This is a genomic window from Imperialibacter sp., from assembly GCF_040222815.1.
GTDB lineage: Bacteria > Bacteroidota > Bacteroidia > Cytophagales > Cyclobacteriaceae > Imperialibacter.
The window spans coordinates 74119-87575 of sequence record NZ_JAVKCH010000037.1 but is presented as its reverse complement, the minus strand read 5'-3'; the positions used below and the strand labels follow the sequence as shown (position 1 = coordinate 87575).

Sequence of the window (13457 nt, the reverse complement as noted above, 5' to 3'; positions counted from 1 at the left end):
CAACTTTTGTAAAAACCCGACAATTGACAAATTAATGCACAAGACTGGATGGCAAAAAGTGCCCAAATTCCCGGAAATCTTTGGCAAGGTGAGCATGATCGTAGTAGCCCATATCCCAGGCAAATTCCATCAACGACCCATCGAAGCCTGAAAGCTTCCCGGAGGCCCTTCTGAAGCGAACGATGCGCTGGTACATTTTTGGGGACACACCTAGCCTTTCCCGTGATCTTCTTTCCAGCGTTCTCTCGCTCAGGTTATTTGCCCTGCAAAATCCTTGGATCGAACCTGAGGGGCTGCTGAAGAACTGATCCGCCATGTCCCACCCGGGCTCATTTCCCAACCTCGCAAGCAAACGAAGTTCAATTATTTTGATTCTTTCAGGAACAGATAAAAATGCCATTTGCTCTGTCAGGTTGTGCAAATCACCCTCATCCAGTTCCTTGAGTGAGGCAGTCCTGTTGCTAAATTCCGCCAGGGGACGCCTCAGAAACCTCCAGGCTCCCTGGTTTTTAAACCGAATGCCTAATAAGTCTGTGGCACCACCTGCCCTAGTGAAAATAGGTGTGGTTTGGATGCCTACATAAAATGACTGAAACGTGTTATGTGAAATTGCGCCACCTTCCTCATAGAGAAGTGGGGCAGAGAAGTTGAAAATAATGTCAGAGCAGGCGTCGGGAAACACGGGCCTGAAGCCATTGGGCTGCGTGACACTTTTGACACACCAGTAGCATTCTACAAACTGTTGCAGCCTGAAGTCCGGACGAAACTCGGTATAGGGCATATCAGGCTGCAGCAACATTCCTGGGAGCTAGTTTTCGTACTTTCTCCAGCCACCCAAAATAGTGCCTGCTAGTGTCCAAACTATAAGATCCGCTCCCCCGTCGACCCAGGCTAAACCGTAGGGTCTCATCGAAAAGAAATTTACTGTCATGTGCATGAGCAGCGAAAACGAAATGGCCATGACAAAAGCCGTTTTAGCACCATCGACGGCCGACTCAACATTCATTCTTTTAAAGAGCCATGCCAGCACATAGGCAAAAACAACGGCTGTAATTACACTCGAAATGTAGGGGGTGGAACCACCCGACATCACATCGGCCTCGGTAAGATTATTAAGCCGCATCCAGGTTTCTGCAAACATCCCATACCAAAGGGCAGGAATAACCTGACCAAGCACAACAATGACCAAAATCGCCCAGTGATTGATTTTAAGTGTTTTCATAGTAAGTAGGTTAGTGTGATAAGCTATATCAAATTAACCATTTTTAACCGGATCACAATTTCTTCGCCCGGTTCCAATACTTATCCATTTCTGCCAGCGTCATTTCTCCGAGGCTCTTACCGTCTTTGGCCGACTCCTGCTCCAGGTATTGAAATCGCTTAATGAACTTCTTATTGGTTCGCTCCAAAGCCTCCTCAGGATCAATATCTATGAACCTTGCATAGTTGACGAGCGAAAAAAGCAAATCGCCAAATTCACCTTGTGCCTTCTCTTTATCAATTTCCTTTTCGCCGCTCACATTGAATTCTTCTTTGAATTCCTGCATCTCTTCTTCTACCTTCTCCCACACCTGCTGCTTCTCTTCCCAGTCAAAACCAACTCCCCTGGCTTTGTCCTGAATTCTTATCGCTTTCACCAGCGCCGGCAATGTTTTGGGCACACCACCCAATACAGACTTGTTGCCCTTTTCCTTTAGCTTGATCTTCTCCCAGTTTTGCTTGACAGCTTCTTCATTCTCAGCCACCACATCGCCATAAATATGCGGATGCCGGTTGATCAGCTTTTTACATAAAGAGTTGATGACATCGGCCACATCAAAGCTGCCAGTTTCCGACCCGATTCTTGAATAAAATACCAGGTGAAGCATTAAATCGCCCACCTCTTTTTTGATTTCATCTTTATCTCCCTCCAGAATGGCATCCGACAGCTCATAAGTTTCCTCTATCGTCAGGTGGCGGAGCGTTTCAAAGGTCTGTTTTTTATCCCAGGGGCAGTTTTCACGAAGCTCGTCCATAATGGTAAGCAAGCGGTCAAAGGCTTTCAGTTTTTCCTCTCTTCGTAAATCCGGGGCTGGTATTTTTTCCATCAAATGAATTTTCCTTTGTGGCGACTTGTTCAACAAACAGGCGGCTGATTAGGTATTGTAAAACCGCTCTTTTTTCTTTGCATAAAGATATAGAATGCCATGGTAACAGTTTTATTGGGAATTGGATTTATAGCACTGTTCTTCATTTTGATGTCAGTACGGCTGATATTTTTAAAAAATGGAGAGTTCAAGGGCACTTGTGCCTCACAGAGCCCTTTTCTAAATAAGGAGGGTGTGACCTGCGGCTATTGTGGTAAGAACCTACAACCCGGAGATGCTTGCGCTGATCCGGCAGGAGGCAATCCAGACTCTGAAGTCAATAAAGTTTTGTCGAAATTTTAAGGCGTTAAATCGATTAACGACAACATCTACCCTACAACCAGGCATTATCTTTGAATTCTACCATCTTATCACGGTATTTTTTCAGTAAATTTGCGCCCGCAAGTAACTAAACCTGGAAAAGTGACTTTAATTAAATCAATATCTGGAATCAGAGGAACGATCGGCGGCAAAGTTGGCGACGGCTTGACTCCTCTGGATACTGTTAAGTTTGCAGCAGCCTATGGCCAGTGGCTATTGACACAAAAGGCTCATCCAATGGTGGTGATCGGGCGAGATGCACGGATTTCCGGCGAAATCGTCTCCAGCCTCGTGGCGTCTACATTACAGTCGCTTGGCATCGATGTCATTGACCTCGGGCTTTCAACTACACCGACCGTTGAAATGATGGTGGTGGAAGAAGGCGCAGGGGGTGGAATCATCATCACTGCCAGCCACAACCCGATACAATGGAATGCGCTTAAACTGCTTAACAGTAAGGGAGAGTTTCTCTCTGGAAGTGACGGCGAACGCATCTTATCGATTGCGGATGAAGAGGCCTTCGACTTCGTTGACGTTAAAAAACTTGGTAGCTACACCTTCAGAGAAGGCACCATAGAAAAACACATCGAAAAAATTCTTGCGCTGCCGATGGTAGATGTTGAAGCCATCAGGCTACGCAACTTCTCCGTTGCTGTGGATGCAGTGAATTCCACAGGAGGCATAGCAGTACCAATGCTGCTGAAGAAATTGGGAGTAGACCGTGTCGAAGTTTTCTACGGCGAACCCAATGGCCATTTCCCTCACAACCCTGAACCACTGCCTGAGAACCTTACCCACATTTGCGGTGAAATAGAAAATGGGCAGTTTGATTTGGGTATTGTGGTGGATCCGGACGTGGATCGCCTGGCCCTGATTTGCGAGGACGGCAATACTTTCGGCGAAGAATACACCCTGGTGGCTATCGCCGACTACGTGCTGTCGCAAAAGCCTGGGGCAACGGTTTCAAACCTCTCCTCCACCAGAGCGCTAAGAGATGTGACTGAGAAGTATGGTCAGAAATACGAAGCGGCTGCCGTAGGCGAAGTGAATGTGGTCGAAAAAATGAAAGCAATCGGCGCTGTGATTGGTGGCGAAGGCAATGGCGGAGTGATCCTTCCTGAGCTTCACTATGGTCGGGATGCGCTCGTAGGCATCGCCCTTTTTCTTACCCACCTGGCCAAGTTTGGGAAAAGCGTGTCGATGCTTCGGTCAAAATATCCGAGCTACCATATTTCGAAAAACAAGATTGAGCTTTCGCCTGAGATGGATGTTGATCTTGTATTGCACGAGATAAGAGACAAATACCAGCGTCAGCCGATCAATACTGTGGACGGCGTCAAGATTGAATTTGACAAAGAATGGGTGCATCTTCGTAAATCGAACACCGAGCCCATCATCCGGATTTATTCTGAGTCAGAAAGTCAGGCTACGGCCGAGCACCTGGCTCACAAAATCATGATGGATATCAAAGAGATCATTTCAGAAAAAATCTGAAGCCATGCGAGTATACCTTGACAACGCTGCCACCACACCACTCGACAAAGAAGTGCTGGAGGCTATGCTGCCCTACCTGACCGAGCACTTCGGCAACCCAAGTTCTATACATGGGCATGGACGATCGGTGCGGTCGGCAATTGAGAGGTCAAGGAAAAAAGTGGCGGAGTTACTGAATACCTCGCCTTCGGAAATCTTTTTTACCTCCGGCGGCACTGAGGCTGACAATACTGCGCTGACGAAGTCAATTGAAGCCTATGGCCTCACGCATGCCATCACGTCAAAAATCGAGCACCACGCTGTGCTTCACACACTTGAGTACCTGCACGAGCAGGGCAAAATTGACCTAACCTATGTGGAGCTTGACGAAAAAGGCCATGTGAACCTTGATCACCTGGAGGCATTTCTGAGAGACCATCCCGGCAAGGCATTGGTCAGCCTGATGCATGCCAACAATGAAATTGGTAACCTGAATGATATTGAGAAAATAGGTCAGCTAGCTAAGGAGTACAAGGCTGTTTTTCACACCGACACTGTGCAGGCAGTTGGACACTACCGGCACGACCTACAAGCGCTTAACCTGAACATGATGGTGGGTGCGGCTCACAAATTTCACGGGCCAAAGGGTGTTGGCTTCCTGCACATCAACCATAACTGCAAGATTCACCCTTTCATTCACGGTGGAGCGCAGGAAAGAAATATGCGGGGAGGCACTGAAAACGTTCCGGGTATCATCGGCATAGCCAAAGCGTTGGAGCTTGCCTACGAGCATATGGACGAGCACCGAAAGCACATGGAAAGCTTGAAAGAAAACATGATCCGCCAGCTATCCGCCAGCGTTGAGGGCATCACCTTTAACGGCGACTCCGCCAATTTGGCTAATAGCCTTTACACCGTGCTCAGCGTCAGTCTTCCTCCCAACGAAGACAATGACATGCTTCTTTTCAGCCTTGATATAGAAGGAGTCTCGGCATCTGGTGGCAGCGCTTGCTCCAGTGGCTCCAATGTGGGTTCACATGTGTTGGGTGCCTTGGGAGTAGATCCCATGCGGGGAAATATCCGGTTTTCTTTCTCTCGCTTCACCACCCAGCAGGACATCGACTTCACTGTTCAAAAACTGACTGAGCTTGTGGCCGTCAGGGCCTGACCTAAGAAGCTTTCTCCATCACAAGGTTTTTGAGGCATTGTATCCAAAGGGGATGATCATTGAGGCTTTCCACCAAGTCCCAGCGTTCCCCGCCGGCCTCTAAAAATTGCTCATGGTAGGTCTCGCCGACTTCAACAGTTGTTTCGAGGCAATCCGATACAAAAGCCGGAGAAAAGGCGAGCACTTTTTTGTAGCCTTTTTCAGCAAACTCTACCAGCTTCTCGTCAGTGTATGGTTGTATCCAGGGGGTTTTGCCCAGCCTGCTTTGAAAAGCAACTGTGTATTTGTCTTCAGGAATACCCAGGCTTTCAGCAATCAACCGTGAGGTAAGAAAGCACTGGGCCCGGTAGCAATACCGGTTCTTGTCGTGGAAGCTATTGCAACACTTGCCCAGCTGACACTGGGAACCAACCGATCCTTTGAGAATCTGCCTCTCGGGCAACCCATGATAGCTGAATAAGTAGTGATCGTAGTCATGCTGCTCCATCCATTTTTTTGCCCGCTGAGCAATCACTTCTATGAACAGTGGGTCGTCGGCAAACTGATTGATGAAACGAATATTTGGTATAATCTGCCATTTCCGAACAAGCTCCATTACTTTATCAGCCACTGAGCCAGTGCTGGCGGAGGCATATTGTGGAAAAAGAGGCACCACAATTATTTCGCTCACGTGAGCTTTCTTTAACTCGTCCAGCCCCGATGCTATGCTCGGGTTTTGATACCGCATGGCCAGTGCAACCACGTAATCTTTGGTCAATTCTTTCTGAAGTAAGTCCCTGACGTCTTCCCCATAATATTTAAGCGGCGAACCACGCTCATCCCACAGCTTTTGATACTCTGCCGCTGACTTAGGCGCACGAAAGGGAGCAATGATAAAGTTAATAAGCATCCACCTTTGTACAAAAGGAATATCAATTACCCGGCCGTCCATTAAAAATTCTCTCAGGTATTTCCTTACATTAGGGGTATCTGGCTGATCTGGTGTTCCTAAATTGACCAGCAACACTCCCTTTTTCCCTTTCTTGTTATTCATATTTCAAATTTATAGACTAACAGGATTTTTTAAGGATGGTTGTCGAATTCTTTTAATTAATTTAGTTAAACAAAATGCAATCATGAGAAAACACGTAGCTCAAATAACGCTATCACTTTTATTTTCTACAGCAATTTCTTCATCCTTCGCCCAGGGCTCAAATGTTGGAAGTACAGCCTCCACATCAGGCAACGAATACCTGCAAAAGCAAAATGCTGTTGACCGCCTTGCCGTTGTCAACCCCAACACGGCCACTTTCGGAATACCCCTGCCGCCGGCATCGCTCGAAGGAGACTTCTATCTGGATTCCGAATTCAGGGAAGGTAAATTTGAGTTGACTATGGCCCCAAAAGTTTATGAGGGTTTGGTTATAAGGTATGACCTGAGAAGCAACCTTATTGAGATCAACTATGATGATGGTGTAAGAGGATTGGACGGAAATAAAGTAAAATATTTTGACCTGAAAAGTTCTACCAATAAGTACCAAAGGTATGTCAACGTGAATCAGCTAAAGGGCAGCGGCGACGATATGCCCGCCAATATTTTTCTGGAGGTAATCGTTGACGGAGCTGTGCCGCTTTATTCTTACGAAAAGATCACAATCAAGAAGGCGGACTACAACATAGCCCTGAATGTCGGCAACAAGAATGATCAAATTCTGAAGAAACCGGTTTATCTCTCCATCGTAAATGGCAAAGCTATTGAGCTAAGCAAAGGCAAGAACTCCAATGTGTTCTCACTTTTGCCTGGAAAAGAAACCGAATTAAAAGCGTATGCCAAGGCCAATAAGATCAAGCCTAAGGATGTTGAAGACTATGTGGCGATAATCAATAAAATTAACTCGATGAAGTAGAAGTTAATTAAAAATAGTGGGCGGCCCAGATAATATAAGCATACGCACTAAAGCGTATGAACCGGGTAAGGGAGAATAGCAACATCTTTTTGAACGAATATTTCAAGGCGCCCACTAGCATGCAAATGCCTGAAAAAGGTAGTGGTGTGAGCGCAGCGACAATGATCAAAAAGCCGCCATATTCGTCCAGGTAGGTGGTGTACTTACCAAAAAAGTTTTTCTCGAGGGTTTTGTAGAACTGGGTCTGATTGAGGTAGGAGCCAATAAAGTACCCGATCACTCCTGCAGCATAGGAAAGCGTGGCCAAAATCAAAACGTTAGAGATATAAATGGCTGCCACTCCTTCTCTGAGCGACCAGATCATAAATACCTCGGGTGGAATGATGCCCACCACAACCTCGGAGACTGTGAATATTGAAAATACGTACAGCGGCTTTTCGTATATGGGAGACAGCCAATCCAGGTAGTCAACATCCACATAACGTTTCACTACAAGGTAAGCTATCACCAAAAGAGCAAACCAGGCCAGGCCCTTTAAAAGATGCTGTAGCAGAAAACTTTGTCTGTTCATACTTGGTCAATTCTTCCCGGGCAAACATAAAAGTTAGTTTGTCCATTATTGTCAACATTGCCCAAAAAAAGTATGGATAGAATGAAAAATGTCGCTGCACAGGGTAACCAAACACAAAAAAGACGGTAGTGAAGCTAAAGTTTTGTAACAATATGGGGGTTCTTTTCCGTCTGAATGTTTAATACTTAGCAACTACCTAATCAAACCACCTTGCAAGAAAAAAAGTATTCTATTTTATATGTAGACGATGAGTCGAACAACCTCATCGTATTTCGCAATGCCTTTTTCAGGAATTTCAAGGTAATCACGTCCAATTCAGCGGAGGAGGCCCTGTCTATTTTGAAGACTGAGGTGGTTCAGGTGATCATTTCTGACCAAAGAATGCCTGGCATGACTGGCATCGATTTCCTATCGAAAGCTAACCAGATATCGCCCGATTCCATCAAGATGATTCTCACTGCCTACAGCGATATTGACGTGATACTCAAAGCGGTCAATGAGGTAGGTATTTACCAGTTCATACTCAAGCCGTGGGATTCCAACCACTTGCTGCTTACCCTCAACAACGCCATACAGAAATACGAACTCAGCACTCAAAACAAAGCCCTGATCGACGACCTGGGCAAGGCCAAGGCTAATCTGGAGCAAAAGGTGATTGAACGCACCCAGGAGCTGGCCACGAAAAATAAGGAGCTCTCCACTCTCAATGAAGTCAAGGACAAATTTTTTTCGATCATCTCTCATGATCTGAAACTGCCTATCGCTTCACTAAACATCCTGCTCGAAATTATGCTCAGCTTTAAGCATCAGCTTGATGAGCAAAAAGTGCATGACCTGGGCGAAAAAGCAAAGGAGTACCTCCAACACGTTACCCAACTGCTCGACAACCTACTTCACTGGTCATTGTCGCAAACAGGTGATATTAAAATCAGCAACAAAAAAACTGACCTGGTGAAGGTAGCCAAAGGCCAGGTGGATTTATTCGATTTTCTGGCCTCACAGAAAGACATCCAAATTGTCATGGAAACTGATGGACACCCGCTATGGTCAATGGTGGATGAAAACATGGTAAGTCTTGTGCTGAGGAACCTGATCAGCAATGCTATCAAGTACTCTCACGAAAAAGGGGAAATACACCTTTCGTTCAGTAAAGAAAAGGATGTAGTCATCATTTCAATTGTCGACGACGGGGTAGGCATTCCACAAGAACTGATCGACAAACTGAAGGGAAATATGTGGAGCGAGCCAAGAAGGGGCACTATGAATGAAAAAGGTGCAGGCCTGGGTCTCAGGCTGGGCAAGGAGTTCATAGAAAAAATGCATGGACAGCTTATTATCGATAGCAGCGTGAATAAGGGAACCAAAGTAAAAGTATACCTTCCTCTGTATGAGGTTGTAACCCAAAAAGAAATTGCTTAAGAAAGCCTACATACTGCTCATTCTTATCTTTCTTGTGTGGGAAACTGCTTTCTCACAAGAAACTCCCTATCCCTATACAGAAGACAGCCTGAAGGCGACTTCCTTCTTGCTAAAAGCAGAAATAGCCCTCTCCGAAAAGAGACTGGACTCAGCAATTTTTTATGGTAACAATGCACTCGCCATGGCGGAGTCGAGGGCCATCCGATGCCTCATAGCCAGAAGCAATATAGTGATCGGCGACAGCTACAAGCAAAAAGAACAATTCGCCTCCTCGCTCAATCATTATCTCGTCGCCCTTAGGGAGTTTGAACTCCTTGGCAAACAAATGGAAGCATCGCAAAGCAACGACCTTATCGGTGAGCTATACGATGAATGGAAAGTGCCACAAAAAGCCTGGGTGTATTTCATGAAGGCCTATGAGGAGAAAAAAGAGATCAGCGACACACTGGGCATGAAGTATAGCCTGGGAAAGGCTGCCAGGGCCTTTGAGCTGGCTGGCAACAACCAGAAAGCGATTGAGAACTACCAACTCATGCTTCACCTGATTAGCAGCGACGACAAGCAAGCTGAGTTGACGCTATTACGCAGGCTTGCCCTTCTGCATATCGACGAAAAGAAGCACACCCTGGCCCTGGCTTACGACCTGCAGGTGTTGTCCATTTACCAGGCTTCAAAGGATGCTCCCGGCATCATTGCCGCCCTGAATAACATTGGTTACCTCTATCAGTACCTGGATGAAAAAATGTTGGCCCTGGAATACTTCAAAGAGTCGCTCGAACTCGACCTGAAGCATCATAGCAATGATCCATTCTATGTGGGCGACATGGTGCTGCTGGCAAATATCGGGAGCATTTACCATGATATGGGCGACAATTCCAGAGCGCTGAACTACTTCTTCGAAGCCATCAAATCGAATGAAGCAAGAAAGACTCCCTCAAAAACACTTCCGCTATACAACGAGGTAGTTGCCACCTACATGAAAATGGATCAGTGGGAAAAAGCAAGAACATTTGCTGAAACTGCCATTCAAATTGGCGAGAAGCTCCCACAAAAGTCCGAAGACCTTATTGTCACCTATAAGCGCCTTTCCGACATTCACGAACATCTTGGCGATTACAAACAGTCTCTGGGATACTTCAAAAAATTTGCCTGGTTGTCCGATTCCATTTCCACTGACCGACAACGACATGCCAAGTCTCAGCTCAATCAGCTACTTACGCTGGACAAAAAAGAGAACGAGATCAGGCTGCTGATGGTAGAAAAGGAAATTAAAGACCTGGCATTGAAAGAGCTTCAGCTCGAATCTCAGGAAAAGCAAAGGGATATTGACTTGCTGCAACGTGACAATGAAATCCAGCGAATCATTCTGGGGAAACAGCTCGCAGAGAAAATCCAGGAAGAGCAAAAGCTTAAACTGGAGCAGGCCAGACTAGAGGCACAAAACAAAGACAATGACATAGAGTTGTTGCAAAAAAACAAGTTCATTCAAGACCTTGCTCTCAAGAAAAAGGAGCTGGAAGAAAAAGAAAACCAGAAAGAGATCGAAATTCTCCTTCAGGAGCAGGCCATTCAGGATCTTGAGCTGACCAAAATCAAAAGCCTGAGAAATTTCTTCATCGGCGTCACCTCCCTGGTATTGGTCATTTTGTTCCTTATTCTGAGGAGCTACCGCATCAACGCACGGGCTAAGAAACTGCTACAGGGCCAGAACGAAGAAATCAACTACCAAAAAGAGGAAATTGAAACTCAGAAAGACAAGCTGGAAGAGTCGTACAATGATATTAAGCGCCTCAGTGAGGTGGCCAAAGAGATCAACTCCCACCTTTCGGTAAGTGATATTGTGCAAATTGTGTTCAGGTATATACATGGCCTGATGGACTACTCGATTGTCGGAGTAGGCCTTTTTGAAGAAGACAGCCACAAGCTGAGGTTTCAGGTAATAAGCAAAGGCTCAGCTTCAATAGAAAAAATAAATGTCTCTCATAAAAAGGCCGATCACCCGGCCATTGCTTGTCTTGAAAACTCAAGGGAAGAAATTTTCTTCGATACCACCTTGCAACCCGATTTTGTGGGATTTTCTACCAACCATTCGGTTTACAGGTCGGTGATTTATCTCCCACTTGTGGTGAAAAATAAGCGCATAGGTGTGTTAACGGTTCAGCATCTGGAAGCTGAGCAGTACCAAACCTATCAGGTCAATATACTGAGAAGCCTGGCGTTGCACGTAGCCATCGCCCTTGAGAATGCCTCTGCTTACCAACAAATTGCTGAAAAGACCCACAACCTTGAAAAAGCGCTGATGGAGTTGAAGGCTGCGCAAGCGAAGCTCATTCAAGCTGAAAAAATGGCGTCACTGGGTGAGCTTACTGCTGGCATTGCACACGAGATCAACAACCCCGTCAACTTTGTTTATGCAGGCGTGGACGGGCTCAAGAATTCCCTGCAAGACCTTATTACCGTGCTCAACAAGTACGCTGAGCTGGAAGAATCAGATGAAACAAATATTTCACCTGCTTTTTTGCAGGAAATAACCGCCCTTAAAGAGGAACTGTATTTCAATGAAACCAAAGAGGGCATGTTCCAGGTGGTGGAGGCGATTCGTGAGGGGGCCGTTAGAACGTCGCAAATTGTCCACGGGCTGCGAACCTTCTCCATGAACGACAAGGGCGATAAGCAGCTGACTAACCTTCATATAGGTATCGACAATTCACTAGTGCTGCTTTCTCCGAAGATCAAAGAAAAAAGGGTTCGCATAAGGAAGGAATACGGCGACTCGATGAAGCCTGTTGAATGCTTTCCCGGCCAAATCAATCAGGTGTTTATGAACCTTATCTCGAACGCTCTGGACGCAGTGGCCGAAAAAGGCGTCGTAATCATCAGAACCGAAGGTTTTGCCGATAAGGTAAAGATCTATGTGGAAGACGACGGCTGCGGCATGTCGGACGACATTCAGAACAAAATATTTGAACCCTTCTTCACCACCAAAGGCTATGGAAAAGGCACCGGGTTGGGTCTGTCTATCACGTTTGGCATTATTGAACGACACGCTGGTAGCATTGAAGTGATGAGCAAACCTGACAACGGCAGCCGCTTCACAATTACATTGCCCGTTTGATAAGGTCTTTTACCAATTGCGCCGTTTTTTCTGGCTGCTCCATTGGAAACATATGACCAGCATCCACAGCGATGAACTCAGTTTGTTTGAACCTCTTTTTGTGCTCCTCAATGGAAGATGCAGAACCGATCTCAAAGCGGTTGGAGTAGAGATAAAAACTTGGTACATCAATCTTCCCGCTTCCCAATGAAAATGGTGTGTGCTTAAAAATCCTATACTCCTCTTTGGTGGAAAAATCCAGTTTCGCCCTGCCCTGCTCCGTCTCTACAAGACCGTGTTCAATATAGTCTTTAAAAGCCTCGGGGTGAAAATCTTTGAACAGTGGTTTAGTTCTGAAGCTTTCCGCTACCACTGCCTTACTCTCCCATTCCGACTTTCTCTTTTTTGCTTTTACGGCTGGGGGCACAAGCTTGCCGGAAACACCCATTATCCTGGCTCCTAATAACAGGAGACGCATTTTTTGGCCAAAAAAGGGTGGATCCATCATGATCAACCCTTTGAACAAATCTGGTCGCTTATAGTAGGCATTTAGTGTAACCACGGCCCCAAGAGAGTGACCGAGGCCAATAACTGGTTTTCGTTGCTTCTCAATTGATTCGATGAGCTGATTGGTTAGTGGCGTCCAGGAAAACCTGGGCTCAAACCTCTCGTCGTGCCCAAACTTTTCCAAATATTGCACATTGTGTGGCGCTAGTTGCTCAAGGAAATAGCGGTAAGTGAGCGCTGTAAACCCATTGGAATGAGCAAAATGAATAACGGACATTAATTCTTCCTTTTCTTCGACTTTTTTGTCGGCTCCTGACCTTTTTCCCAATCCTTCTTAAAGTCTTTAAGAGCAGCCTCTGCCGCATATTGGAAACCTTGCGCCGGTGAAGAACCCATCGCCTTGCCATCGCTCTGATAAACAGTATCACTTTTGCAGTCTACCAGGTACAACGACGTATGGTATTTTCCACTTATCCGTTCGTGTGTCTCAAGTTTGAATGTCATTACACTGCAGGAGTCCTGCCTGATCTCGGCATCCCAATTCTCCCGGGTATCTCCAATCAGGTGAAACTGCTCTATGGTAAGCCATCTTCTGGCGTACAAACTCACCTGAAACATATCCTTGATGCCCGAATAGTCAATTGTTTCGACACTCACATGCTGGAATGGGGGGATGGGCGGGGCCGTTTGTGCGTTGGTAAAACAGGATAACGCCATTGATAGAACTACAACCAGAATCACTCTCTTCATCTTATTCAACAAGTTTTTCAATGTTTTCCTCACTACAAAAATAGAACTCTATTGCATAAATTTACCGATCAAAAGCGGTATTCTACTATCATTCAAAGTCTTTCATTGAATTTAGTTGGAATAGTTTGAGCCACTTCGTTTC

Annotated in this window: 13 protein-coding genes; 6 read left to right on the top strand and 7 right to left on the bottom strand. The window is 45.9% G+C overall.

Translation table 11 applies throughout. The annotated features are described in order from the left end of the window. Positions 1-31 precede the first annotated feature (31 nt). The 3 genes from RIF36_RS18680 to mazG are packed head-to-tail and all read right to left on the bottom strand — an operon-like array spanning position 32 to position 2087. Positions 32-799 (bottom strand): AraC family transcriptional regulator, encoded by a 768-nt coding sequence (locus tag RIF36_RS18680; RefSeq protein ID WP_350127086.1) that lies wholly within the window; start codon positions 797-799, stop codon positions 32-34. A gap of 9 nt (positions 800-808) precedes the next feature. Beyond that, the gene (locus RIF36_RS18675) at positions 809-1222 is read right to left on the bottom strand and encodes a DUF1761 domain-containing protein (protein ID WP_350090084.1); all 414 of its coding nucleotides are present in this window, start codon (positions 1220-1222) and stop codon (positions 809-811) included. Positions 1223-1274: 52 nt separating this feature from the next. Beyond that, complete coding sequence (gene mazG, locus RIF36_RS18670) at positions 1275-2087, bottom strand: nucleoside triphosphate pyrophosphohydrolase (protein ID WP_350127083.1); 813 nt, start codon at positions 2085-2087, stop codon at positions 1275-1277. A gap of 99 nt (positions 2088-2186) precedes the next feature. Here mazG and RIF36_RS18665 point away from each other — a divergent pair, with 99 nt between their 5' ends. The 3 genes from RIF36_RS18665 (at position 2187) to RIF36_RS18655 (ending at position 5088) form a co-directional block, all read left to right on the top strand. Beyond that, complete coding sequence (locus RIF36_RS18665; protein WP_152001563.1) at positions 2187-2429, top strand: hypothetical protein; 243 nt, start codon at positions 2187-2189, stop codon at positions 2427-2429. Between the two features lie 120 nt (positions 2430-2549). Next, positions 2550-3941 carry a phosphoglucosamine mutase gene (gene glmM / locus RIF36_RS18660; RefSeq protein ID WP_350127080.1) on the top strand — a complete coding sequence of 464 codons (1392 nt, stop codon included), beginning with the start codon at positions 2550-2552 and terminating at the stop codon, positions 3939-3941. A gap of 4 nt (positions 3942-3945) precedes the next feature. Further along, positions 3946-5088, top strand: coding sequence for a cysteine desulfurase family protein (locus tag RIF36_RS18655; RefSeq protein ID WP_350127077.1), 1143 nt, complete (start codon positions 3946-3948; stop codon positions 5086-5088). A gap of 1 nt (position 5089) precedes the next feature. On the opposite strand, the gene hemH is transcribed toward RIF36_RS18655, so the two are convergent. After that, complete coding sequence (hemH, locus tag RIF36_RS18650) at positions 5090-6121, bottom strand: ferrochelatase (RefSeq protein ID WP_350127074.1); 1032 nt, start codon at positions 6119-6121, stop codon at positions 5090-5092. 82 nt (positions 6122-6203) lie between these two features. Here hemH and RIF36_RS18645 point away from each other — a divergent pair, with 82 nt between their 5' ends. After that, on the top strand, positions 6204-6974 hold the full coding sequence (locus RIF36_RS18645; protein WP_350127071.1) for a hypothetical protein: 771 nt from the start codon (positions 6204-6206) through the stop codon (positions 6972-6974). Between the two features lie 7 nt (positions 6975-6981). On the opposite strand, the gene RIF36_RS18640 is transcribed toward RIF36_RS18645, so the two are convergent. Further along, the gene (locus tag RIF36_RS18640) at positions 6982-7545 is read right to left on the bottom strand and encodes a YqaA family protein (RefSeq protein WP_350127068.1); all 564 of its coding nucleotides are present in this window, start codon (positions 7543-7545) and stop codon (positions 6982-6984) included. Positions 7546-7755: 210 nt separating this feature from the next. On the opposite strand from RIF36_RS18640, the gene RIF36_RS18635 reads away from it, so the two are divergent. Together RIF36_RS18635 and RIF36_RS18630 are read left to right on the top strand one after the other, a co-directional pair. Then, positions 7756-8964 (top strand): ATP-binding protein, encoded by a 1209-nt coding sequence (locus RIF36_RS18635; RefSeq protein WP_350127065.1) that lies wholly within the window; start codon positions 7756-7758, stop codon positions 8962-8964. Then, positions 8957-12079 (top strand): tetratricopeptide repeat protein, encoded by a 3123-nt coding sequence (locus tag RIF36_RS18630; protein ID WP_350127063.1) that lies wholly within the window; start codon positions 8957-8959, stop codon positions 12077-12079. The genes RIF36_RS18635 and RIF36_RS18630 overlap by 8 nt, the downstream gene beginning before the upstream one ends. Here the strand turns inward: RIF36_RS18630 and RIF36_RS18625 are convergent. Continuing rightward, positions 12063-12842 (bottom strand): alpha/beta fold hydrolase, encoded by a 780-nt coding sequence (locus RIF36_RS18625; RefSeq protein ID WP_350127060.1) that lies wholly within the window; start codon positions 12840-12842, stop codon positions 12063-12065. The two genes, RIF36_RS18630 and RIF36_RS18625, sit on opposite strands and share 17 nt — an antisense overlap. Next, positions 12842-13315 carry a hypothetical protein gene (locus RIF36_RS18620; protein ID WP_350096880.1) on the bottom strand — a complete coding sequence of 158 codons (474 nt, stop codon included), beginning with the start codon at positions 13313-13315 and terminating at the stop codon, positions 12842-12844. The genes RIF36_RS18625 and RIF36_RS18620 overlap by 1 nt, the downstream gene beginning before the upstream one ends. Between the last annotated feature and the right edge of the window lie 142 nt (positions 13316-13457).

Bases quoted from the DNA above. Each gene is read 5' to 3' on its own strand.
- RIF36_RS18680 (WP_350127086.1), bottom strand. From the start codon at position 799: ATGTTGCTGCAGCCTGATATGCCCTATACCGAGTTTCGTCCGGACTTC.
- RIF36_RS18665 (WP_152001563.1), top strand. From the start codon at position 2,187: ATGGTAACAGTTTTATTGGGAATTGGATTTATAGCACTGTTCTTCATT.
- RIF36_RS18620 (WP_350096880.1), bottom strand. From the start codon at position 13,315: ATGAAGAGAGTGATTCTGGTTGTAGTTCTATCAATGGCGTTATCCTGT.
- RIF36_RS18645 (WP_350127071.1), top strand. From the start codon at position 6,204: ATGAGAAAACACGTAGCTCAAATAACGCTATCACTTTTATTTTCTACA.
- mazG (WP_350127083.1), bottom strand. From the start codon at position 2,087: ATGGAAAAAATACCAGCCCCGGATTTACGAAGAGAGGAAAAACTGAAA.
- RIF36_RS18640 (WP_350127068.1), bottom strand. From the start codon at position 7,545: ATGAACAGACAAAGTTTTCTGCTACAGCATCTTTTAAAGGGCCTGGCC.
- hemH (WP_350127074.1), bottom strand. From the start codon at position 6,121: ATGAATAACAAGAAAGGGAAAAAGGGAGTGTTGCTGGTCAATTTAGGA.
- RIF36_RS18625 (WP_350127060.1), bottom strand. From the start codon at position 12,842: ATGTCCGTTATTCATTTTGCTCATTCCAATGGGTTTACAGCGCTCACT.
- RIF36_RS18675 (WP_350090084.1), bottom strand. From the start codon at position 1,222: ATGAAAACACTTAAAATCAATCACTGGGCGATTTTGGTCATTGTTGTG.
- RIF36_RS18655 (WP_350127077.1), top strand. From the start codon at position 3,946: ATGCGAGTATACCTTGACAACGCTGCCACCACACCACTCGACAAAGAA.